We start from the raw sequence: 22,623 nt of genomic DNA on the forward strand, positions 1-22,623 counted from the left end.
AGCCAAGAGTAACCACACATGAAAAACAAACTGATTGCCCTGGGTCTGATGCTGCTATGCCTGAGCCCGCTGTCCCAGGCTGCAACATTAAAAATAGCCACCCTCGCTCCCGATGGCACCAACTGGATGAAGCAGATGCGTTCCGCCGCAGCTGACATCAAAAAAGCGACCGATGGCCGCGTCAAAATCAAATACTTTCCTGGCGGTGTGCAAGGCAGTGACAAAAGTGTGCTGCGCAAAATGAAAATCGGCCAGCTGCAAGGTGGCGCCGTTTCGGCAGGGGCGCTCGCGAATATCGCCAACGAAGTGCAGCTGTACAGCTTGCCATTTACCTTTCAGAACCCGGCAGAACTGAGTGCTGTTCGCCCCGAATTTGACCACTACATTATTGATGCGCTGGAAGCCAAGGGTTACGTCGTCCTCGGTCTGACCGAAGGTGGCTTTGCCTATGTCATGGGCAACAAACCCCTGAAAACCACGGCCGACTTCAGTGGCCAGAAAGTCTGGACTCCTGAAGGTGACCTGGTCACCCAGACCGTATTCCAGAAAGCCGGTGTCGAGCCGATTTCGCTGCCGATTTCGGATGTCTACACCAGCTTGCAAACCGGCCTGATCGATACTGTTGGTGTTAACCTGACGGCCTCTATCGCGCTGCAATGGCACAGCAAACTGAGCCACGCAACCGACCTGCCATTACTCTCGCTGCTGGGCATGATGGTGGTCGATCAAAAAGCCTTTAACAAACTGTCGGCGGAAGACCAGACCACCGTGCGCAGCATTATGAAATCCACCTACGCCCAGATGGACAAACAGAATCTTGTTGATGAAGCCGGCGCACGTCAGGCACTGGAAAACAGCGGCATGACATTTGTACAACTGACCGATGCCGAAAAAGCCACCTGGCAACAACTGGCCAATGACAGCCTGACCGAACTGGCCAGCCAAGGTGTTTACCCGGTTGAATTGTATCGTCAACTACAGGCACATATTGCCGGTATCCGTGCAGGTCAATAACCTTGAAACACTCCCCTTTGCGGCGTCTGCTCGGCGCCATTCACACCCTGGAAGATGGCATTCTGGTGCTGGTGCTGATGGTCATGGTGTTGCTGGCCGGTATTGATATTGTCGCCCGCAGTGTCTTCGGCGGCGGTATCATGTGGATTCCTCCCGCCCTGAGGGTGATGGTGCTGTGGCTTGGTCTGATCGGAGGCATGGTCGCCACCCGTGGCCGTGAGCATATCGCCATCGACCTGGTTAACCGACTGGCTCCCAAGGTTGTCGCTGACACCATCGCGATTATCACCTCGGCCTTTGCCGCCTTTATTTGCGCAGTTATCGCCTGGTACGGCTATGCCTATATCGAACTGGCCATTGAATTTGGTGATATCGCCTTCGCCAATATTCCTGCCTGGCCCTTACAGTTGATTATCCCCTTCAGCTTTGCCGTGATGGCGTTGCGCTTTGCCATTCAAAGTATTGAATCCTTGCTCAACATACTGGGTAACCATGCTGTAGCCGACGAGGCCCACTCATGAGCGTTCTGGTTCCACTGATTTTATTGGTATTGGCGCTGTCCGGTACGCCGCTGTTTGTGGTTATTGCTGCCAGCGCCATCTGGGGGTTTTACCAGACGGACGTTGATCTGATGGTTATGGCCATCGAGATTTACCGGATTGCCGAAATGCCGGTACTGATCGCCATCCCATTGTTTACCTTTGCCGGTTATTTGCTCGGGGAAAGCAAGGCACCGCAGCGGCTGGTACGTATTACCGATGCCTTCCTTGGCTGGATGCCCGGCGGACTGGCGATCGTTGCCCTGGTGACCTGTGCCCTGTTTACTGCCTTTACCGGTGCCTCCGGCGTTACCATTGTCGCCCTGGGCGCCCTGCTGGTACCAGCGTTACAGAAGTCCGGTTATCCGGAGCGCTTTAATCTTGGTCTGGTCACCACCTCTGGCTCCCTCGGGTTGCTGTTTGCACCGTCGCTGCCCTTGATCCTGTACGGCGTTGTAGCGCAGCAAATGTCGCTCGACGTCGCAGTCAGTATCGATGACCTGTTTCTGGCTGGGTTACTGCCCGGCGGCCTGATGCTGGTTGCGCTGTCGCTGTACAGTGGCTGGGTATCCCGTAATGCTGAACGTAATCACCACCCGTTCGACAAGGCCGAGGCCTGGGCTGCACTGAAGGATACCAAGTGGGAAATGCCGCTACCCTTTCTGGTACTGGGAGGTATTTATGGTGGCTGGTTTGCGGTTTCAGAAGCGGCGGCCATTACTGCGTTTTACGTACTGATTGTTTCCACTCTGATTCGACGTGAAATTCCGTTCAAGCAGCTAGTGACCGTGATGCGGGATTCCATGAAGCTGGTTGGCGCAATCTTGCTGATTCTGGCGGTTTCCATGGCATCCACCAATTACATGATTGATGCCGGTGTGCCGGAAAAAATCTTTGGTTTTATTCAGCAGCACGTCAGTGACAGCTTTACTTTCCTGCTGTTACTCACCCTGTTCCTGCTGATACTGGGCATGATGCTGGATATATTCTCCGCGATTGTGATCATGATTCCCATTATTCTGCCGATTGCGGTGGAATATGGTATTCATCCGATTCATCTGGGGATTTTATTCCTCGCCAATATGCAGCTGGGGTACTTTACTCCACCGGTCGGGATGAACCTGTTTATTGCCAGCTTCCGCTTTAACAAGCCGGTGATGGAGTTGTATCGCGCTACCTTGCCGTTCTTCTTTATCCTGCTGGCAACAGTGCTGATCATTACCTTCTGGCCCGGCCTGAGCCTGGCCTTTATCGGGGAATAAACGCCACTCCCGGAGAGTCGTCGTGAATGGCGGCTCTCTTTTTTCTCTCCTCGCTACAAAACCTCTACTCTCTTATCCATACCTTCTGATTCGCACCCTGTTCCCTATCGGCTTGTTATCCGCGTTAGCCAGTCCAGAACCAACGGTCAGGTCGAGATCGACGCCCTTGTTTGTTTGTGTACAGAACATCAGCTGCAATCAATCACAACCAGATCTGGCAACCACAAGCAATAGCCGACAGCACTGGCTTGACTGCTGTCTCTGTCTATATTGGTGCGGGTGCGGGTAGCGGAGCAGTTGGTGCAGGGTTAATCCCCACACCAAAACAATTTAATGCGCGTGGCCCCGGCTTTTGCGAATCAGGGCATAGGAGGTTTGGATCTGCTGGGTTTTTTCCTTGGCCAGTCGCAGCATTTCTTCAGGCATACCGCTGGCAGAGAGTTTGTCAGGATGGTTCTGGCTCATTAATCGCCGATAGGTTTTTTTCAGGGTATCGTCATCCACATCGGCCGGGACACCCAGCGTGGCGTAGGCTTGTTCCAGCTGATCACTTTGGCTGACACCGCCATTACGGGCCTGGAACATGGCCGCTTCAATACGATCCCGTACCCGCTCAATCTGGGTCTGACTGATCCCCAGCACATTACTGAGGCGTTCGATCATCGCCCACTCCAAAGGCGACAACTCACCATCGGAATAACCGATGGTCATCACCACCTCAAGAAACATTTGCGCCATCGGCAAACTCAGTTGTGGTCGTAGCTGTTCCAGGTCGGCATTAAAGTCACAGTCCATATCCTTGCCTTCCTGAAACCAGGCAATCGCCCGTTGGCGGTCATCGCCCTTGAGCTGCATGCGGTCCATCACAAAATTGGCGGCGGCGATTTCTTCTTCGCTGACGCGGCCATCGGCTTTGGCTATCCGCCCCATGCAACGGCATAACGATGAAATATAAAGCAGTCGCACGTTATTGGCTGTACTGGTACGAACCAGAACAGGAAATTGACCGCTCCAGATATTTTCAAGATTCTGGTCAAACATATGACCAACAAATGCGCCTATCATCATGCCAAACGGGCCACCGGTCATCAATCCGACCATGCCGCCCATGGCTTTTCCCATCCATAGCATCAGAACGTCTCTCTGGTGAGTTGCTGTTCCAGTTCAGCCAGACGTTGTGGCGTTCCCACATCCGTCCAGCGGCCATCCAGCAGGCAACCCTTGACTCGCCCACTGTCCATTGCCTGTCGCAGTATCGGAGCCAGTGGCTGCTTTGCCACCGGCAAGGCTGCCAACAGATCCGGGTGGATCAGGCTGATCCCGGTAAAGGTGAAACCGGGGCCATCAGCCTCTGCCGCAACGTCGGTACCGTCAAGGAAAAAATCACCCGTCGGGTTATGATCAGGATTATCGGTTAACCAAAGCCAGGCCAATGTGTTCCCCGTCACCATTTCGGAAGATGCCACTTGCACAGCTTCCCGGTAATCCCAATCAGTCCAGACATCGCCATTGATCACTAAAAACGGCTGATCACCTAACAATGGTAACGCCTTGCGAATACCACCAGCGGTTTCCAGTGCATCGGTTTCGGCGGAGTAGCGAATGTTGGCGCCAAACTGATGGCCATCCTGCAACCGGGCCTCGATCATCTCCCCCAGCCAGGCGTGGTTGATGACCAGATCGGCCATGCCGGCGGCAACCAGTTTGTCAATATGGTGTTCAATCAGAGGCTTGCCGGCCAGCGCCAGCAGCGGCTTCGGGCAGTGATCCGTGAGCGGCGCCATACGTTGACCTCGCCCGGCTGCCAGTATCATGGCTTTCATCGTGATAACTGCACCAATTCTGGCATCAAACGCTGGTTCAGCCAGTGACTGAAGTCACTCAACTCGTCATACCGTCTGGCGATATCGATCAGGTACTGGCAGGTATTGGGAATATCCGCCAGGTAGGTCGGCTTGTGATCGCGCAGGTTCAGACGGGCAAAAATACCCGCGGCCTTGAGGTGTCGCTGCAATCCCATCCAGTCGACGTCACGCACACACTGTTGCCAGTCGCCGAGGTAATAACCACAGGGCCGCGCCAGCTCCCAATAATAGGCCACCAGCTCATCCACCAGCCCCTGTGGCCAGCGTACGTAACAATCCCGCACCAATGACACCAAATCGTAAGTGGACGGGCCTGCCAGAGCGTCCTGGAAATCAATGATGCCCAACATGCCATCCGGCTTCAGCATCAGGTTGCGGGAATGGTAATCCCGGTGCACAGTGACAACCGGTTGCGCCAAGGCCTGCCGAGCCAGCAAATCAAACACGCGGTCAAACATGGCCCGTTCAGCGTCCGTCAACGTCATTTGCAGCTGCTGTTCACATAACCAGTCACGGAACAGCGCCATCTCCTGCAGCAGGAGAGTGTTATCGTAAGCAGGCAGGTCGCGACAGCTGACACCCTGAAGCTGCACCAGCTGCTCTATCGCCTGGCGATACAGGCCCAGTATCTGTTTTTCGGTCACATCCGGCTCATGCAGGGCAGTCCATAACAGCTGGTCACCAAAGTCTTCCAGTAGCATAAAGCCCTGATCAAGATCGGCGGCCAGCACCTGTGGCACCTCGACCTGCTGGTGACGCCACTGTTTGGCGATACGGATAAAACGCGGATTATCTTCCTTGTCTGGTGGAGCATCGACAAGAATCCAGCTCTTGCCCAGACCGCGCAGGCGGAAGTAACGACGGAAACTGGCATCACCGGATACCGTTTCCAGGCTGGCATTGACGTCCAGATTCGCTTTGCGGCGAATGGTGCTGGACGCCCAGTTGATCAGGTGATCAAGGCGCGGGTCCATGTTGGCCTCACATTTGTTATCGATCTAAAATTGCGCGCATTGAGCGCCCCCCGTATCATCTGCGCGCTAAGATACCACACTTCACTGTACAGGCACCCACGCTCAGCCATGGCGGATCACAGACATTCAGATGCAATATCCCTCCAGCGGCTCCCCATCCGGGTGTCGTTTCTGCCAGCGCGTCTGGCGCTTTTGGGCAGCTCCGAGCGGTTCCTGGCGGTGCTGTGCCTGACCGCGACCAGTATGATCACCAGTGTCTCCGTCCAGGCGGACACACCGGCATTAAACTGGTACCCACGGGCATTACTGAGCGATGCCGAGCAGGCCGACCTGCCATCGTTTTGCTCCGGGCGTTATTTGCCCAATACCTTGCAACCTGTACCTGATGGCCGTCTCGAAGCAGAATCCGAGCAAGCCTTTGTTGATCGTCTTGGCAACGCAGAGTTTACTGGCGACGTCATCATGCAGCGGGAAGATTACGTTTTAAAGAGCCGGTCAGCGTACTGGGATGCGGACTTGCGTCAGGCCGAATTTGAAGGCGATGTCAGCTTTTTGAATAATGAAGTGACCGTCCACAGTGACAGCGCCCGTTTTCGCGAGCGTCTGAACGATACGGCAACAAGCCCAGATAGCACCGACAGCACGAATAGCAGCGAGCTGGTTCTGCAAAACGCCCGCTATGCCCTGCCCGCTCGCCATATGCGCGGCACCGCCACCCGCATGATCACCCGCTCGGAAGGGACTATTGAGCTGAATGAAGCCACCGTCACCTGGTGCGAACCCGGGCAGAACGACTGGCGTATTGCTGCCAGCAATATTTATCTGGATCAGGAACGCGGTGTCGGCAGCGCCTGGAATACCCGTCTGGAAGTGATGGACGTACCGGTTTTTTATATTCCCTACTACCGCTTTCCGATTGATGACCGTCGCACCACAGGTTTTCTCGACCCCAGTTTCTCTCTTGGTGGCGACGCCGGACTGGACGAGCTGAAAATGCCGTTCTACCTGAATCTGGCCAGCAACCTGGATGCCACCATTACGCCCCATTACTTCAATCAGCGTGGCTGGTTATGGGAAAGCCAGCTGCGTCATAAAACCGGGTTATTCGGCGATGGTGAGCTGAACTACGCCTATATCGATCAGGATGCCACGGAAGATAGTGAACGCTGGCTGATCAATTACCAGCAATCCGGCAGGTTTGGCCAACACTGGCAACATCGCTGGATCTACAACCATGTCAGCGATGACGACTACCTGTCCGACCTGAACTCCTCGGCCACCATCGACCGCACCACCCACTTGCCGCGAATGGGGCTACTGAGCTACCAGAAAGACGCCTGGCAGCTGGATCTCCTGGTCGAAGGGTTCCAGACCATTGACGACAGCATTGACCTCGAAGACCGGCCCTACAAACGCCTGCCGCAAGCCACACTCGATTACCGGCAACAATACGACCGCTGGCAGGTCAGCAGCCGTTTGCAAGCGACCCGTTTTGAGCGGGATAACAGCGCCGTAATCGATGGTACGGAACAAACCCTGACGGATTTCGATTCACTGAATGGCCGTCGACTGGTCAGTGACAACACCATCGCCTGGCGTTTCGAACAGCCGTACAGCTATCTTCAGCCAGAAGCCAGTTATCGCTACCGCTATTACCGTCTCAGCAGTCAAGACAGCTTTGATTACGATGACACGATCAACTACGGCGTTCCCCGTTACAGCCTTGATTCCGGCCTGTTTTTCGAACGGTCGTTACACTGGTTTAATGAACATCAGACACAAACGCTGGAGCCTCGACTGTTTTGGGTCAAAAGCCCTTACCAGTCTGGTCAGGATGACATTCCGGCCTTTGATACCAAGGTCACCAGCGTCACCTACGACAGCCTGTTTGTCGGCGATCGTTTTATCGGCTCTGACCGGCTTGCCGACCTGGAACAGGTCAGCCTCGGCATCACCAGCCGGATTATCGATCAAAGTGGCGACGAATGGCTGCGCTTCAGTCTTGGCCGGGTCTACTTCGGTGACGAACGCCAGGTGCTGCTCGACAGTGACGAAGTCAATGACAGCAATAATACATCCAGCACTATCGCCGAAGTGGAATGGCGGCCCGGTGATCACTGGCGGCTCAATCAGACGCTGGAGTGGGACGCCTACGGCGATTATGCTCGTCAGCACCGTTTTGGCGCAGGCTATACACCGGGCAACAACCGCATGCTGAACCTTTCAGTCAACAAGGTTCAAAGTGAGGATTCCGACAGCGGTGACATTGAAACCGATCTCTATCAGGCCGATGTCAGTGCTTACTGGGCACTGAATGACAGCTGGGCCTTGACCGGGCGCGTACTCAAGGACATGAAAGACTATCCTGCAGACGAGCGTCGCCCGGTCAGCTCCGTACTCGAAGCACTGGCCGGATTTGAATATCAGAATTGTTGCTGGCGTCTGCAAGTGCTGTACAAGGAGTATTCTCCGACAGCCGACGACGACAGCAGCTATAGTACCGAAAAGACCGAGAGCCTGATGTTCAGTATTCAGCTCAAAGGTCTCAGCACGCTGGGGGGTGGCACCGACGCCACCATAAGCAACAGCATCAAGGGTTACTCCAAACGGCAATACCATGACTATTAACAAGCTGATTTTTTTGTTTTTTCTTACCCTCGGCAGCACGCTGAGCCAGGCCCAGCCAGTACTGATTGACCATGTGGTGGCGATTGTCGACGATGACGTCATTATGGCGTCCCAGTTGCAGCAACGTATCCAGAATGTCCGCAACCAGAACCGGGGCGCCAACCTGCCGGAAGACGCCGTGCTGGGCAAACAGGTACTGGATCGCCTGATTGAGGAAAGTATTCAGCTGCAACTGGCCAAGCGGATTGGTATCCGTATCAGCGATGCCCAGTTGAACGACTCCCTGCAACGTATTGCCGCCCAGAACAAGATGAATCTGGAGCAGTTCCGGGTGGCGATGGAAGCCGAAGGTATTCCCTTTGCCACTGCCCGGACGCAGATTGAAACCGAGATGATCACCAGCCGTTTGCAGCGCATCCGGGTCGGCGAAACCATCCAGATTACCGATCAGGATGTGGATTATTTCCTTGCCTCCGAAGTGGGCAAAATGGCCTCCGCTGCCGAATACCGTCTTGGCCACATTCTGGTATCCATCCCTGCTGACGCCAACGCCAGCGACCTGCAAAAAGCCGAGTTGAAAGCCCGCAGCCTGGCGTCCCGCATTCGTGGCGGTGCCAACTTCAGCGATGTCGCCATTGCCGATTCCGACGGCCGCAATGCCCTCAAGGGTGGTGATCTCGGCTGGCGTAAAGAAGGCCAGTTACCCGGAATTTTTGCACCCGTCGTACCAGACCTGGCTATTGGTGATGTCTCCGATCCAATCCGCAGCTCCAGTGGTTATCACCTGGTTGCAGTGCTGGAAAAACGCGGTGGTAACAGCCAGATGATCACCCAGTATCAAGTGCGCCATATTCTCGTCAGCCCGAACGAATTACGCAGTGAAAGCGACACTGAAACCCTGATCAACCAGCTTTATCAGCGCCTGCAACAAGGGCAGGACTTCGCCGTGTTGGCCAAGGAGTTCAGTGATGACCCTGGCAGCGGTGCCGCAGGCGGAGACCTTGGCTGGGTCAGCCCGGGTGCCATGGTGCCAGAGTTCGATACCACCATGCAGCAATCCCAGGTTGGCCATATCAGCGCACCATTTGAAACCCAGTTCGGCTGGCACATTCTGCAAGTACAGGATCAACGCCAAAGTGATATCGGCAAGGAAATGCAGCGTAATCAGGTGCGTCAGTTACTGTACTCGCGCCGCTTTGAAGAAGAGCTGCCCTTGTGGCTACGTAAAATCCGCACCGAAGCGTACGTCGATATCAAGGAGCCGGCATGACCCTGCGCCTGGCTATCACCGCCGGTGAACCCGGTGGCATTGGCCCTGACCTTTGTATTCAGCTGGCCCAACAAGGCAGTGAGCACCAACTGGTCGTGATCGCCGACCCGCAGCTATTGGCCGAACGGGCACAGTTGCTCGGTTTGCCACTGACGCTGGCAACCTTTGATCCGGCCACCGCGGCCACTCCAACGCCCGCGGGCACCCTGTACGTACAGGCCGTTGCCCTGCAACAACCTGCCGTGGCCGGTGAACTTGACCCGGCCAATGCCGCGTACGTTCTGGCCACCCTGACCATGGCCGCACAAGGCTGCCAGCAAGGTCATTGGGACGGTATCGTCACCGCGCCGGTACACAAGGGCATCATCAACGATGCCGGTATTCCGTTCAGTGGCCATACCGAATACTTCCGGGATTTTGCCGGCGTTGAAGAAGTCGTCATGATGTTGGCCACCACCGATTTACGCGTCGCACTGGTGACCACTCACTTGCCGCTGCGCCAAGTGGCGGATGCCATTACCCCGGAACGCCTGAGCCGGGTGATTCATATCCTGGATCATGACCTGAAAACCTTTTTTGGCTGCGTGCAACCTCGTATCCTGGTCGCGGGCCTCAACCCCCATGCCGGAGAAAACGGTCACCTCGGTCACGAAGAGCAAGATATTATCGAGCCAACGCTGGCCCAACTTCGAGCGCAAGGTATCGATCTGGTTGGGCCACTGCCCGCCGATACCCTGTACACCCCCAAACATCTGGCTGGCGCCGATGCCACCCTCGCCATGTATCATGACCAGGGCCTGCCGGTGCTGAAGTTTCATGGCTTTGGCCGCGCCGCCAACATTACGCTGGGCCTGCCCTTTATTCGTACTTCTGTTGACCATGGCACCGCCCTCGACCTGGCCGCCACCGGCAAGGCAGACAGCGGCAGCTTGCACACGGCCATCGCCGTGGCAGCCCACATGGCCAACAGCCGCCACACCGCTGGAGCCAAACCCGCATGAGCCGTCATCCCAAACCCAATAACATGCACGGCCACAAGGCCCGTAAACGCTTTGGGCAGAATTTCCTCCATGATCCTTACGTCATTGGCAAAATCGTTGATGCCATCTACCCCAAGGATGATGACTGCCTGGTCGAAATCGGTCCCGGAATGGGAGCCATTACCGAGCCGTTACTGGAAGCCACTGGCAAGCTGAACGTGGTCGAGCTGGATCGCGATCTGATTCCAATCCTGCGCACCAAGTTTTTCAACTACCCCGGCTTTCAGATTCATGAAGGCGATGCGTTAAAATTCGACTTCAGTCAATTGGTCAACGATGGCCAGCGCCTGCGCATTATTGGCAACCTGCCCTACAATATATCGACGCCTTTGATTTTTCATTTGCTCAGCCACCACACCTTGGTGCAAGACATGCATTTCATGTTGCAAAAGGAAGTCGTCGAGCGTTTGGCAGCCCGACCAGGTACGTCGGACTATGGCCGCTTGAGCATCATGACGCAGTACTACTGCAAGGTAGAACTGCTGTTTGTGGTGGGTCCGGGATCATTTAACCCGCCCCCCAAAGTGGATTCAGCCATTGTCAGAATGACGCCCTACAAAGAACTGCCTCTCGTTGCAAAAGATACAAAAATGCTACAGCGCGTTGTACGTGAAGCCTTTAGCATGCGCCGTAAAACCATACGAAATACATTAAAAAAGCTCATCAGTGCCGAACAGCTTCAAGCACTGGGTATCGACACACAGCTGCGCCCGGAAGTACTGACACTGGAAGAGTACGTTCGTATTTCTGATGCCGTATCGCAGCTGACAGAGCAAGCGGAGAAAGACAATGGAATTGAATGAAACCATCATGGTGAATGTACTGCCAGAATACCTGGAAGAGCAATCCGACCCGGAAGATGAACGTTTTGTCTTCTCCTACAAGGTTTATATCAGCAATATTGGGAAGCAGGGTGCCACGTTAAAAACCCGCCACTGGTTTATTACCAATGGCAATGGTGATGTGCAGGAAGTCAAAGGCGAAGGAGTCATCGGCGAGCAGCCCAACATCGCCCCTGGACAACAGTTCGACTACATATCCGGAGCAGTATTAAGCACTCCGGTGGGGAGCATGCGAGGCTATTACGTTATGGAAGCGGATGATGGCACCCTGTTTCATGCCAATATTCCGGTGTTCACCCTGGCGACCACCTTTGCCCTGAATTAACCCTCTTGGCCCAAACCTGCAGTGATGGACGGCAATACAGGTTGTTTATGCCGTCCCGAATACCGATACAGCACCTGAGACAACACCTGAGACAACACCAGCGACAGCAACCGATACAATCGACAGGTATTGAACACAGATTCTGATACCGACCAATAACCAGCCCGGGCAAGACAGGCACACAACACCGGCCAATGCCCACAGACAACCAGAGAGGCAAATCGTGACCACTTACGCCATTGGTGATATCCAGGGCTGCTATGAACCCCTTCAGCGCTTGCTCGATCGTATTGAGTTTGACCCTCAGCACGATCAGCTCTGGCTCGCCGGAGATCTGGTCAATCGTGGCCCGCAAAGTCTGGAAGTGCTGCGCTGGGCCAAATCCCTCGGCGACCGTGTGGTCGCCGTACTTGGCAACCACGACCTGCACCTGCTGGCGCGTTATTACGGCAACAACCACAAAAGCAAAAAAGACACCCTCGACGCAGTACTGACGGCCCCGGATCGCGACGAACTGATGTACTGGCTCCGGCACCGCCCACTGGTACACCTGAGTGCAGACAAGCAATGGTGCATGAGCCACGCGGGTATTCCACCGTTCTGGTCCGCCGCACACGCCAAGACACTGGCCAGTGAGGTCGAACAGATATTACAGGGCGACCAGTATTCGCAATTGCTGAACTCCTTGTACGGTAACAAGCCAGATCAGTGGGATGAACACCTCACCGGCACGAATCGCTGGCGTGCAATTGTCAATTATTTGACACGCATGCGCTTTATCGATGCCCATAACCGCCTGGATTTCAGCGCCAAAGAAGGACTCGACAGCGCTCCCGCCGGTTTTATGCCCTGGTTTGAGGCAAGCAAGACCCAAACACGCCTTGTTTTTGGTCACTGGGCGGCCCTTAACGGCGAAGTCAACCATACTCGAATTGATGCCCTTGACACCGGCTGTGTCTGGGGTGGTTCTCTTACAGCCATGCGCCTGGACAACCGGCAGCGTTATGCCGTGCCGGCTCACCCCTGAGCCTGATGACAGCAACCACCGATAAAAAGGAGTAACAGATGAGCGGTTTTACCCAAATCAGCGCGGAAGACGCCAAAACCATGATCGCCAATAACGATGTCCAGATTGCCGACATTCGTGACGCAATGAGCTACGAAGTCGGTCATATGACCGCGGCACAGCGGGTCGACAACCAGAACCTCAACGAGTTTATTGCCGCCACCAGCAAGCAGAAACCCCTGATCGTCTGTTGCTACCATGGCAACTCCAGCCAAGGCGTGGCGCAGTTTTTTTCTGAACAAGGCTACGAAGCGGTATACAGCCTGAAAGGCGGTTACGAAATGTGGAAAATCGCCTGCCCGGAATTGTGCCAGCGCAGTTAGTTCGCCACTGCCAATCATGATATGACAACAACAGGCGTTGCCCATGGTCAGCGTCTGCTTGCTCTCGCCTTTTGAATTTGCCGTCCCTCTGTTCTTTACCTCCCTGACCTTCCTGCTCTCTCGCCAACGCTGCTGAAACGCTGTTGTCTCTGCCCTGACGACCGTTTTATTACCACTTGCAGAGCCACCCCTGCCTGCTTGTCAGACGCTTTTTTATGGTCGCAAACCGGCCTGCCGTTCGTGTCAGACCACGCATTTTCAAACAAGTCCACGCTGTTACGGCACACTCGATGCATAACATTTTCTGTATCAACACATCATTCATCAGCCACCACCGCCGGACTGAACCAATCGATTACTGTCTGGCCAAAGTAAAAGATAACCCGTTTTAAAGGCCTGTTTACACGGGTCTTTGCATCTGAAAACCGAATCAAAAAGAGGAACGCCGCCGTTCTGGACATCAACTGAACAACGATATTTATCAGCCGAAGAGGTGCCAAATGAGTGTATTCAGCCGCTATCAAGATCGTTACCAGGCCACTCAGCAAGAAGTCATGAGCCTGCAAGACTACCTCGATCTCTGCAAACAAGACCCGAGTGTGTATGCCACCGCCGCCGAACGTTTGTTATTAGCCATCGGTGAGCCACAACTGGTAGACACGTCCAAGGACCTGCGGCTCAGCCGCATCTTCTCCAACAAGATCATCAAGCGTTATCCAGCCTTTAACGAGTTTTACGGCATGGAAGAAGCGGTCGAAAGCATCGTGTCCTACTTCCGTCATGCCGCCCAGGGCCTAGAAGAACGCAAACAGGTATTGTATTTACTGGGGCCGGTGGGCGGAGGTAAATCCTCGCTGGCAGAACGTCTGAAACTGTTGATCCAGAATGTACCGTTTTACGCCATCAAGGGCTCACCGGTATTTGAATCACCACTGGGGCTGTTCGACCCGGCCGAAGACGCCGAGATTCTGGAAGAAGACTTTGGTATTCCACGTCGCTATCTCGGTCGCGTCATGTCGCCCTGGGCAGTCAAACGCCTGCATGAAATGGGCGGCGACATCAGCAAGTTCGAAGTCGTCAAACTCTACCCCTCCAGCCTCGACCAGGTTGGTGTGGCCAAAACCGAACCCGGCGATGAAAACAACCAGGATATTTCCTCACTGGTCGGCAAGGTCGATATTCGTAAACTGGAAGATTTCCCCCAGGACGATCCAGACGCCTATTCCTACTCCGGCTCCTTGTGCCGCGCCAACCAGGGGATGATGGAATTTGTCGAAATGTTCAAGGCTCCCATCAAGGTGCTGCACCCGCTGCTGACGGCCACCCAGGAAGGTAACTATAACGGCACTGAAGGCATGGGCGCGATTCCCTTCGAAGGCGTGATTCTGGCGCACTCCAACGAATCCGAATGGCAGACCTTCAAGAACAACAAGAACAACGAGGCCTTCCTCGACCGGGTCTATATCGTCAAGGTACCGTACTGCCTGCGCGTCGATGAAGAAGTCAAGATTTACGAAAAACTGCTCGAACACAGCTCTCTGGCCAGCGCTCCCTGCGCCCCCGACACCTTGAAAATGCTGGCCAAGTTCACCGTATTGTCACGACTGAAAGAGCCTGAGAATTCCAGCGTCTACTCCAAGATGCGTATCTACAACGGCGAGAATCTCAAGGACACCGATCCGAAAGCCAAGTCGCTGCAGGAATACCGGGATGCCGCGGGTGTCGATGAAGGCATGAACGGCATATCCACCCGTTTTGCCTTCAAGATTTTATCCAAGGTGTTCAACTTCGATGCCACCGAAGTGGCCGCCAATCCGGTGCACCTGATGTATATCCTCGAACAGGCGATAGAACAGGAGCAATACCCGGAAGAAACCCACAACCGCTACCTTAACTACCTGAAAGAATACCTGGCCCAGGATTATGTCGAGTTTATCGGCAAGGAAATCCAGACCGCCTATCTCGAATCCTATTCCGAATACGGCCAGAATATTTTTGACCGTTACGTCACCTACGCCGACTTCTGGATTCAGGATCAGGAGTACCGCGACCCGGAAACCGGTGAAATTCTGGACCGGGTCTCGATCAACGAAGAACTGGAAAAAATCGAGAAATCTGCAGGTATCAGCAATCCAAAAGATTTCCGTAACGAGATCGTCAATTTCGTCTTGCGCGCCAGAGCCAACCATAATGGCAATAACCCATCCTGGCAGTCGTACGAGAAAATGCGCTCGGTGATTGAGAAAAAAATGTTCTCCAACACCGAAGATCTGCTGCCGGTTATTTCCTTTTCTGCCAAATCTTCCCATCAGGATCAGAAAAAGCACAACGACTTTGTCGCCCGCATGACCGAACGAGGCTATACCGAGAAACAGGTTCGCCTGTTATCCGAATGGTACTTGCGTGTACGCAAGTCCCAGTAACCGGTGAACCCCGTGCAGCAGCATAAACGGTTGCTGTGCGGCTGAGTGCCGCAAACGCAGGGCCACGCTTCACGGGGAAGCTTCTGACGAGTGGAGACACTGTATGTCTTATATTATCGATCGACGCCTGAACGGCAAAAACAAGAGCATGGTGAACCGGCAACGGTTTTTACGGCGCTATAACCAGCACATCAAGGAAGCGGTTGCGGATGCCGTAACGCGCCGTTCCATCACCGACATGGAACGCGGCGAGCAGATCAGCATCCCGACCCGCAACACCCACGAACCGGTTATCAGCCATGGTCAGGGCGGCAAGCAGCACCGGGTATTTCCGGGCAACAAGGAATTCAACACCGGCGACCAGCTGGAAAAACCCAAAGGTGGTGGTGGCGGTTCCGGCTCAGGAAAAGCCAGCAACCAGGGGGAAGGTGAAGACGACTTCCGCTTCTTTATTACCAAGGAGGAGTTTCTCAAATACCTGTTCGATGACCTCGAACTGCCCAACATGATCAAGAAAACCCTGTCGCAGTCAAAAGAGTTCAAGACCCGGCGCGGCGGCTTTGTTTCCGAAGGTACCCCCAACAACCTCTCGGTAGTACGGTCACTGCGTAATGCCCACGCCCGTCGTATTGGCATGGGCGCAGGCAAACGCCGCCGGATTCGTGAACTGACCGCCACCATCGATGCCTTGCTGGCCGACGGCGCAGGCGACAGCAACGCCGACCAGATCAACGCCCTGCGAGAAGAAATTCTCTCGCTGGAGAAAAAACTCAAACGGCTGCCGTTTATCGACCAGCTCGACTTGCGCTATCGCAACCAGATCAAAGTGCCCACCCCCACCAGCAAGGCCGTTATGTTTTGCCTGATGGATGTTTCCGGCTCCATGACCCAGGACGTCAAGGATCTGGCCAAGCGTTTTTACCTGCTGCTGTATCTGTTTCTGGAAAAGAACTACGAACACATCGAGATTGTTTTTATTCGTCACCACACCAGCGCCAAGGAAGTCACCGAAGAAGAGTTTTTCTACTCCAGAGAAACCGGCGGCACCATTGTCTCCAGCGCACTGAAGCTAATGAATAATATTGTCCAGGAACGCTACCTCAGTGGCGGCTGGAATATCTATGGCGCCCAGGCATCCGACGGCGACAACTGGGATGACGACTCACCGCTGTGCGCCAGTATTCTTGCCGAACAGCTGTTACCCGCCATTCAGCACTTTGCCTATATCGAAATCACGCCCCATGAACACCAGGCACTCTGGTACGCCTATCAGAGCGTCGCCAAAGCCTATAGCCAACAGTTTGCAACAGCCCAGATCCGCAATCCCGGCGATATTTTTCCGGTCTTCCGGGAGCTGTTCGCCAAAGAGCGTTATAAGGAGGCGGTATGACCCCAAAACCAGCGACAGACCAGCGTGAGTACCTGTCGACCGATTCCGACTGGAGCTTTGCCCTGCTGGAAGACTACGATCGGGAAATCGCCCGCATTGCCAAAAGCTACGGCCTCGATACCTACCCCAACCAGATTGAAATCATCAGTGCCGAACAAATGATGGATGCCTATTCCTCGGTGGGTATGCCGATTGGCTACAACCACTGGTCTTACGGCAAACAGTTTCTCGCCACCCAGAAAAGCTATCAGCGCGGACAAATGGGTCTGGCCTACGAGATCGTTATCAACTCCGATCCTTGTATCGCCTACCTGATGGAAGAAAACACCATGCCGATGCAAGCGCTGGTGATTGCCCACGCCTGTTACGGTCACAACTCCTTTTTCAAGGGTAATTACCTGTTCCAGACCTGGACAGATGCCAGCTCCATTATTGACTACCTGATGTTTGCCAAGCACTACGTCCGCAAGTGTGAAGAACGTTACGGCAACGAAGAAGTCGAACGAGTGTTAGATGCCTGTCATTCCCTGCAAAACTACGGCGTCGATCGTTATCGTCGGCCACGGCCGATCTCCGCCGCCGAAGAAAAGTTGCGCCAGGAAGAACGGGAAGACCAGATGCAACGGCAAATCAACGACCTCTGGCGTACCTTGCCGACCCACAGCACTGATGAAGTCAAAAACAAACCGCGTAAATTCCCGGAAGAACCACAGGAAAACCTGCTGTATTTCCTCGAAAAAAACGCCCCTCTGCTCGCCCCCTGGCAGCGTGAGCTGGTGCGTATCGTACGCAAGATTTCGCAGTACTTTTACCCGCAACGCCAGACTCAGGTGATGAACGAAGGGTGGGCCACCTTCTGGCACTACACATTGCTGAATCACCTGTACGATGAAGGCAAGGTCACCGACGGCTTTATGATGGAAGTGCTGGCGTCACACGCCAATGTGGTGCATCAACCGAGCTTCGATTCTCCACACTATTCCGGCATCAATCCCTACGCCCTCGGCTTCAATATGTTCCGGGACATCAAGCGCATTTGCGAAAACCCCACCGCAGAAGATCGCGACTGGTTTCCGGATATCGCCGGTAAAGACTGGCTGGAAACCCTGCACTTTGCCATGCACAACTTCAAGGATGAAAGTTTTGTCCAGCAGTTCCTGTCGCCGCACTTGATGCGGGAGTTTCATCTCTTCAGTATTTACGACGACGATGAACGAGCCCACTACGAGGTTGAAGCCATTCATAACGACAGCGGCTATCGCAAGGTTCGGGAAATGCTGGCGCGGCAGTACGACTTGTCAGTCCGGGAACCCAATATCCAGGTCTGGGCAGTCGATTTGCAAGGGGATCGCTCGATGACATTACGCCACACCATGCAGGATGGTACCCCACTGTCGGAGGATGTACATGAAGTACTCAAACATCTGAATTATTTATGGGGATTTGATATTCACCTGGAAACCTACAAGGACGGCAAACAAGTCAACAAACAAAGTTGCCCAGCCATGACCGTGGCGCACTGATCCCCACAGCCACTCCACGGGCAGCGTCTCAGCAGAGGCGCTGCCCGGTTCCCGCCTCCGCACTCTTCTTTGAATAAGTGTCATTTACAAATCACATCTCCGTAATGGTAAATTCATCAAATTTACTTACGTTTCTATGCTTTCGACGACCCCTATATACTATTCAGAGGAAAAGGACATGAACCTGTTCAGATTATCCACGCTGGCATTGGCCATTTCATTGGCAGCCTGTGGTAGCGATGGCAGTGATGGCAAAGATGGTGTCGACGGTATCGATGGCACCAATGGTGTTAACGGCGTAGACGGCCAGGATGGTACTGATGGTGTTGACGGCCAGGACGGTACTGATGGTGTTGACGGCCAGGACGGTACTGATGGTGTTGACGGCCAGGACGGTACTGACGGCCAAGACGGTCAAGATGGTGCCGATGCATCAACTGCCAAAGCCATCGACCTGACCATTCTGCATATGAATGATCACCACTCACACATCGCCGCCGACACCTTTGACTTTGATGTCTCCGGTCTGACTCTGGACACCAGCCTGACAGACGGTTCGGACATTGCCGAAGTAGAGGTCACTTACGGCGGTTTCCCGATGATGGTGACCCTGTTCGACACCCTTGCCAGCCAAAGTGACAATGTCCTGAAGCTGCATGCTGGTGATGCCGTCACCGGAACACTTTACTACTCGCTGTTTAATGGTCTGGCCGATGCCGAAATGATGAACCAGGTGTGCTTCGATGCTTTCGCACTGGGTAATCATGAGTTCGACAATGGTGATGATGGCCTTGCAGTCTTTATCGATGCCTTGAACGCTTCTGCTTGCGAAACCCCGACGCTGGCAGCCAACGTCGTGCCTCACGATGACTCAGCCATCAAGGACAAGATCCAGCCTTACCAGATCTTTGAACGTGACGGCGAGCAAATTGGTGTTATCGGTATCGATATTGCCAATAAAACCAAAAACTCCTCATTCCCTGATGACGGCACCGAATTCCTCGACGAAACCACTACCGCACAGCAATATATTGATGAGCTGGAAGGTATGGGCGTTAACAAAATCGTGCTGATGACCCACTACCAGTACAACAACGACCTGACGCTGGCCGCAGCACTGACCGGTGTTGACGTGATTGTGGGTGGTGATTCCCACACCTTGCTCGGCGATGACACCTTTGCCAGCGTCGGAGTTGGCTCCTCGGTCGCTGAATACCCAACCGTCGTGACCAACGCCGACGGCGAAACTGTCTGTGTGGTACAAGCCTGGGAATACGCCCACCTGCTGGGCAAGCTGACGGTCAGCTTCGACGCCGATGGTGTGGTTAGCGCCTGTGAAGGCCAGCCATACATGCCGATTGCCAACAGCTACCAATACGAAGACAGCACTGGTGAAGATGCCACGCTGAGCGGCAACTCGGCCTTTGCCATCAGCCAGGCTTTGACCGCCCATGACGAAATCGTCCTGACTCAGGAAGATTCTGTTACCGCCGACCTGCTGGCCGTATACGACGAACAGACCTCAATACTGGAACAAACCGTTATCGGCACTATCGCTGAAGATATGTGTTTCGAGCGAATTCCTGGTCAGGGCCGCTCCAACATCTGTGACGTCACAGCCACCAGCGCCCACGGTTCTGATATTACCGGTCAGGTCGCCAAGGGTTTTGTCACCGTCACACCAACCGCGGATATCGGCATTCAGAATGGCGGTGGTGTTCGTGATGATCTGGCTGCTGGCGACGCCACCATTGCCGATGCCTTTACCCTGATGCCTTTTGCCAACACATTGGTAACGCTGGATATGACCGGCCAACAAATTCAGGATGTACTGGAAGACGCGCTGGATTACACACTGGATACCGACGGTTCAACCGGTGCCTACCCTTACGCTTACGGCCTGCGTTTTGATGTCGACCTGACTCAGGAAAAAGGCAGCCGCTTCAGCAATATTGAAGTCAACTCCCGTGGCGCAGGCGACTGGAGCAGTATGGATCTGGCGACCACCTACACCGTCGTAACCAATAACTACATTGCGGCAGGCCAGGATGGCTACACCACATTTGGCACCATCACTGGTGACGCTTATGTGGATACTTTCACTGAGTATGCCCAGAGCTTCGTTGACTATATGACGCTTCTGACCGACAATGGTGAATCCCTGAGCAAGCTGCCGGTTACTGAGTACTCGACTCAAACCTTGATCGATACCAATGGCTGCAACCACAGCACAGAAACCTGTACTGGCTACTAATAAACCGGCCATCAGGCTTCACCGGGCAACGAACGTTGCCTGACTAAAACAAAACCGGCCAACCTGAAACAGGTTGGCCGGTTTTTCTGTTTTTATCTTGCCGTCTTAACCGATCTCACTGCTCTCGCTACTTGCGCGACCAGCAACCAAGCATAAACCACCCATTCCCCCTATTGAACCCGGCAACTATTAACAAGCAGGCGGTAACCATAACCAACCGACTATTGGGACGGCGGATTATAGCCTTCAAGCTGCCGGGCCAGACTGGCGGCAAAGGTGTCGGTCATTCCGGAAATATAATCCAGCGTACGCATATAACTTTCATACAGGGTCCAGCCAGGCTTGGGGGCAGAACCGCCCATCAACGCCAGCAAGCGCGTATTCCGAAACGTGGCGGCCTGACCCAAGGCACATTCCCGCGCCGCACTGAGAAAGGATTCCAGCAGCACCCCCAATGTGGTGTACGAGCCGATTTCAATGGTCAACTTGCGGCCGTCGCGGAAAATACGCTGACGGGCCAGTTCCTTGGCATCCGCCACCACCTGGCGTACCGCTGGCGGGCAATAATCGATAATGCCGCCGGCCAGGTTCCCTTGCAGCAATTGTGCTTCATGGCGTGTAAAACTGGCACTGACAGCCTGCACCATCACCTCCATGGCGTAGCCGCGTAAAATCTGCAGCTTGCGGCGATCGCCGTCTTCATTGGCAATATCTTCCTGCACCTGCTCCCACTGATCCACCAGCAATGGACTGAGCAGGGCTTCAACCTCGTGGTACTGCAGCAGGCCAACTTCCACACCATCTTCCAGATCAATCAGCCCATAACAAATATCATCGGCGGCCTCGACCAGATACACCAGAGGGTGACGACACCAACGATCTTCACCACGCGGCAACAACCCCAACGTCGCGGCGACTTCACGCAAGATCGGCAATTCTGACTGATAACAGCCAAATTTTTTCGCCCGCCCCTCGGTTACTTCCATCACACTCCAGGGGTATTTGAGAAACGTCCCCAAGGTGGCATAGGTCAGCCGCATTCCCCCCTTGAAACGGTTGTATTCCACCTGAGTGACCAGCCGCAGCCCCTGGGCGTTACCTTCAAACGTCATCAGGTCAGCCTGCTGCGCCACCGTCAGGTCTTCCAGAAAATGCCGGTTCTGTGCATCCATAAACCAGTGCCGGATCGCTTCTTCTCCACTGTGGCCGTAAGGAGGGTTGCCGATATCGTGGGCAAGACATGCCGCCTGTACCAAGGCTCCCAGGTCTCCGGCATCCATAAATTCCGGCAGTTGATGCGCCATGGCATTTCCTACCATGCTGCCCAGCGAGCGCCCCACACACCCCACTTCCAATGAATGCGTCAGGCGACTGTGCAAGTGGTCGTTCTCAGTCAGGGGGTGCACCTGGGTTTTACGATTCAGGCGCCGAAACGCCGATGAAAAAATAATACGGTCATAATCCTTGTGAAAAGGCGTTCGACCGATATCCAGCGCCAGCCGGGCCTGGGTTTCGCCATAACGCAGCGGCAACAACAATTGCCGCCAGTTCATACTGCTGCCAGCCATTCCCTCAGTGCCACCATCCGCTTGTTTTGCCATCAATTATTCTCTCCTTGCGCCGGGCCAGGCCTCTGGCTGTTCGACGACACCATGCCGTTATGACTGAATTCTGGTCTTTTAACCGCAGCGGTCATCTTTCCTGTCTCTCCATGCCACCCACTGCAAGGTCGCCAGCGGTCACTTGCGACCATGGTATAGCCTTTTAAAAAATATATTTAACTTATTGATTTTATTGAATTTTTCAAAAAACTTCCGATTTATCCCGAAGCTAATACCAAGGTCTATCTATTGCCCAATCGAACTTAACTGATAGGTTACAACTG

The 22,623-nt window shown here is 54.2% G+C and carries 18 protein-coding genes; 14 read left to right on the plus strand and 4 right to left on the minus strand.

Annotated features, from left to right (window positions below; translation table 11 throughout):
* The first annotated feature begins 18 nt into the window (after positions 1 to 18).
* The 3 genes from dctP to Q8W24_RS08995 are packed head-to-tail and all read left to right on the plus strand — an operon-like array spanning position 19 to position 2,815.
* The gene (dctP, locus tag Q8W24_RS08985; RefSeq protein WP_303432613.1) at positions 19 to 1,014 is read left to right on the plus strand and encodes a TRAP transporter substrate-binding protein DctP; all 996 of its coding nucleotides are present in this window, start codon (positions 19 to 21) and stop codon (positions 1,012 to 1,014) included.
* Between the two features lie 2 nt (positions 1,015 to 1,016).
* The gene (locus Q8W24_RS08990) at positions 1,017 to 1,535 is read left to right on the plus strand and encodes a TRAP transporter small permease (RefSeq protein ID WP_305414174.1); all 519 of its coding nucleotides are present in this window, start codon (positions 1,017 to 1,019) and stop codon (positions 1,533 to 1,535) included.
* Positions 1,532 to 2,815: a TRAP transporter large permease gene (locus Q8W24_RS08995; protein ID WP_303432615.1), complete on the plus strand. Its 1,284-nt coding sequence runs from the start codon at positions 1,532 to 1,534 to the stop codon at positions 2,813 to 2,815. Before Q8W24_RS08990 ends, Q8W24_RS08995 begins: the two co-directional genes overlap by 4 nt.
* A gap of 330 nt (positions 2,816 to 3,145) precedes the next feature.
* Here Q8W24_RS08995 and djlA read toward each other — a convergent pair whose 3' ends face one another.
* The 3 genes from djlA to Q8W24_RS09010 are packed head-to-tail and all read right to left on the minus strand — an operon-like array spanning position 3,146 to position 5,654.
* Positions 3,146 to 3,946, minus strand: coding sequence for a co-chaperone DjlA (djlA, locus tag Q8W24_RS09000; protein WP_303432616.1), 801 nt, complete (start codon positions 3,944 to 3,946; stop codon positions 3,146 to 3,148).
* Positions 3,946 to 4,638, minus strand: a complete 693-nt coding sequence (murU, locus tag Q8W24_RS09005; protein WP_305475086.1) for an N-acetylmuramate alpha-1-phosphate uridylyltransferase MurU — start codon at positions 4,636 to 4,638, stop codon at positions 3,946 to 3,948. The genes djlA and murU overlap by 1 nt, the downstream gene beginning before the upstream one ends.
* Positions 4,635 to 5,654, minus strand: coding sequence for an aminoglycoside phosphotransferase family protein (locus tag Q8W24_RS09010; protein WP_303432618.1), 1,020 nt, complete (start codon positions 5,652 to 5,654; stop codon positions 4,635 to 4,637). The genes murU and Q8W24_RS09010 overlap by 4 nt, the downstream gene beginning before the upstream one ends.
* A 162-nt stretch (positions 5,655 to 5,816) precedes the next feature.
* On the opposite strand from Q8W24_RS09010, the gene Q8W24_RS09015 reads away from it, so the two are divergent.
* From Q8W24_RS09015 to nadN, 11 genes are all read left to right on the plus strand, one after another.
* On the plus strand, positions 5,817 to 8,282 hold the full coding sequence (locus Q8W24_RS09015) for an LPS-assembly protein LptD (RefSeq protein ID WP_305414177.1): 2,466 nt from the start codon (positions 5,817 to 5,819) through the stop codon (positions 8,280 to 8,282).
* Complete coding sequence (locus tag Q8W24_RS09020; RefSeq protein ID WP_305475087.1) at positions 8,272 to 9,552, plus strand: peptidylprolyl isomerase; 1,281 nt, start codon at positions 8,272 to 8,274, stop codon at positions 9,550 to 9,552. Before Q8W24_RS09015 ends, Q8W24_RS09020 begins: the two co-directional genes overlap by 11 nt.
* A complete protein-coding gene (pdxA, locus tag Q8W24_RS09025; protein WP_305475088.1) occupies positions 9,549 to 10,553 on the plus strand; it encodes a 4-hydroxythreonine-4-phosphate dehydrogenase PdxA in 1,005 nt (334 codons plus the stop codon). Before Q8W24_RS09020 ends, pdxA begins: the two co-directional genes overlap by 4 nt.
* Positions 10,550 to 11,395 (plus strand): 16S rRNA (adenine(1518)-N(6)/adenine(1519)-N(6))-dimethyltransferase RsmA, encoded by an 846-nt coding sequence (gene rsmA / locus Q8W24_RS09030; protein ID WP_303432622.1) that lies wholly within the window; start codon positions 10,550 to 10,552, stop codon positions 11,393 to 11,395. The genes pdxA and rsmA overlap by 4 nt, the downstream gene beginning before the upstream one ends.
* Entirely contained in the window at positions 11,382 to 11,759 is a 378-nt protein-coding gene (apaG, locus tag Q8W24_RS09035) for a Co2+/Mg2+ efflux protein ApaG (RefSeq protein WP_303432623.1), read from the plus strand. The genes rsmA and apaG overlap by 14 nt, the downstream gene beginning before the upstream one ends.
* Before the next feature lie 223 nt (positions 11,760 to 11,982).
* The gene (locus Q8W24_RS09040) at positions 11,983 to 12,786 is read left to right on the plus strand and encodes a symmetrical bis(5'-nucleosyl)-tetraphosphatase (RefSeq protein WP_303432624.1); all 804 of its coding nucleotides are present in this window, start codon (positions 11,983 to 11,985) and stop codon (positions 12,784 to 12,786) included.
* Between the two features lie 38 nt (positions 12,787 to 12,824).
* Positions 12,825 to 13,148 carry a thiosulfate sulfurtransferase GlpE gene (glpE, locus tag Q8W24_RS09045; protein WP_303432625.1) on the plus strand — a complete coding sequence of 108 codons (324 nt, stop codon included), beginning with the start codon at positions 12,825 to 12,827 and terminating at the stop codon, positions 13,146 to 13,148.
* 500 nt (positions 13,149 to 13,648) lie between these two features.
* The gene (locus tag Q8W24_RS09050) at positions 13,649 to 15,571 is read left to right on the plus strand and encodes a PrkA family serine protein kinase (protein WP_303432626.1); all 1,923 of its coding nucleotides are present in this window, start codon (positions 13,649 to 13,651) and stop codon (positions 15,569 to 15,571) included.
* 103 nt (positions 15,572 to 15,674) lie between these two features.
* On the plus strand, positions 15,675 to 16,961 hold the full coding sequence (locus tag Q8W24_RS09055) for a YeaH/YhbH family protein (protein WP_303432627.1): 1,287 nt from the start codon (positions 15,675 to 15,677) through the stop codon (positions 16,959 to 16,961).
* Entirely contained in the window at positions 16,958 to 18,484 is a 1,527-nt protein-coding gene (locus Q8W24_RS09060) for a SpoVR family protein (protein WP_303432628.1), read from the plus strand. Before Q8W24_RS09055 ends, Q8W24_RS09060 begins: the two co-directional genes overlap by 4 nt.
* A 178-nt stretch (positions 18,485 to 18,662) precedes the next feature.
* Complete coding sequence (nadN, locus tag Q8W24_RS09065; RefSeq protein ID WP_305475089.1) at positions 18,663 to 20,738, plus strand: NAD nucleotidase; 2,076 nt, start codon at positions 18,663 to 18,665, stop codon at positions 20,736 to 20,738.
* A 221-nt stretch (positions 20,739 to 20,959) separates the two neighbouring features.
* On the opposite strand, the gene Q8W24_RS09070 is transcribed toward nadN, so the two are convergent.
* On the minus strand, positions 20,960 to 22,339 hold the full coding sequence (locus Q8W24_RS09070) for a deoxyguanosinetriphosphate triphosphohydrolase (RefSeq protein ID WP_303432630.1): 1,380 nt from the start codon (positions 22,337 to 22,339) through the stop codon (positions 20,960 to 20,962).
* Between the last annotated feature and the right edge of the window lie 284 nt (positions 22,340 to 22,623).

The sequence above is a fragment of the Oceanobacter sp. 4_MG-2023 genome (genome assembly GCF_030689165.1).
Taxonomy (GTDB): Bacteria; Pseudomonadota; Gammaproteobacteria; order Pseudomonadales; family Oceanobacteraceae; genus Oceanobacter.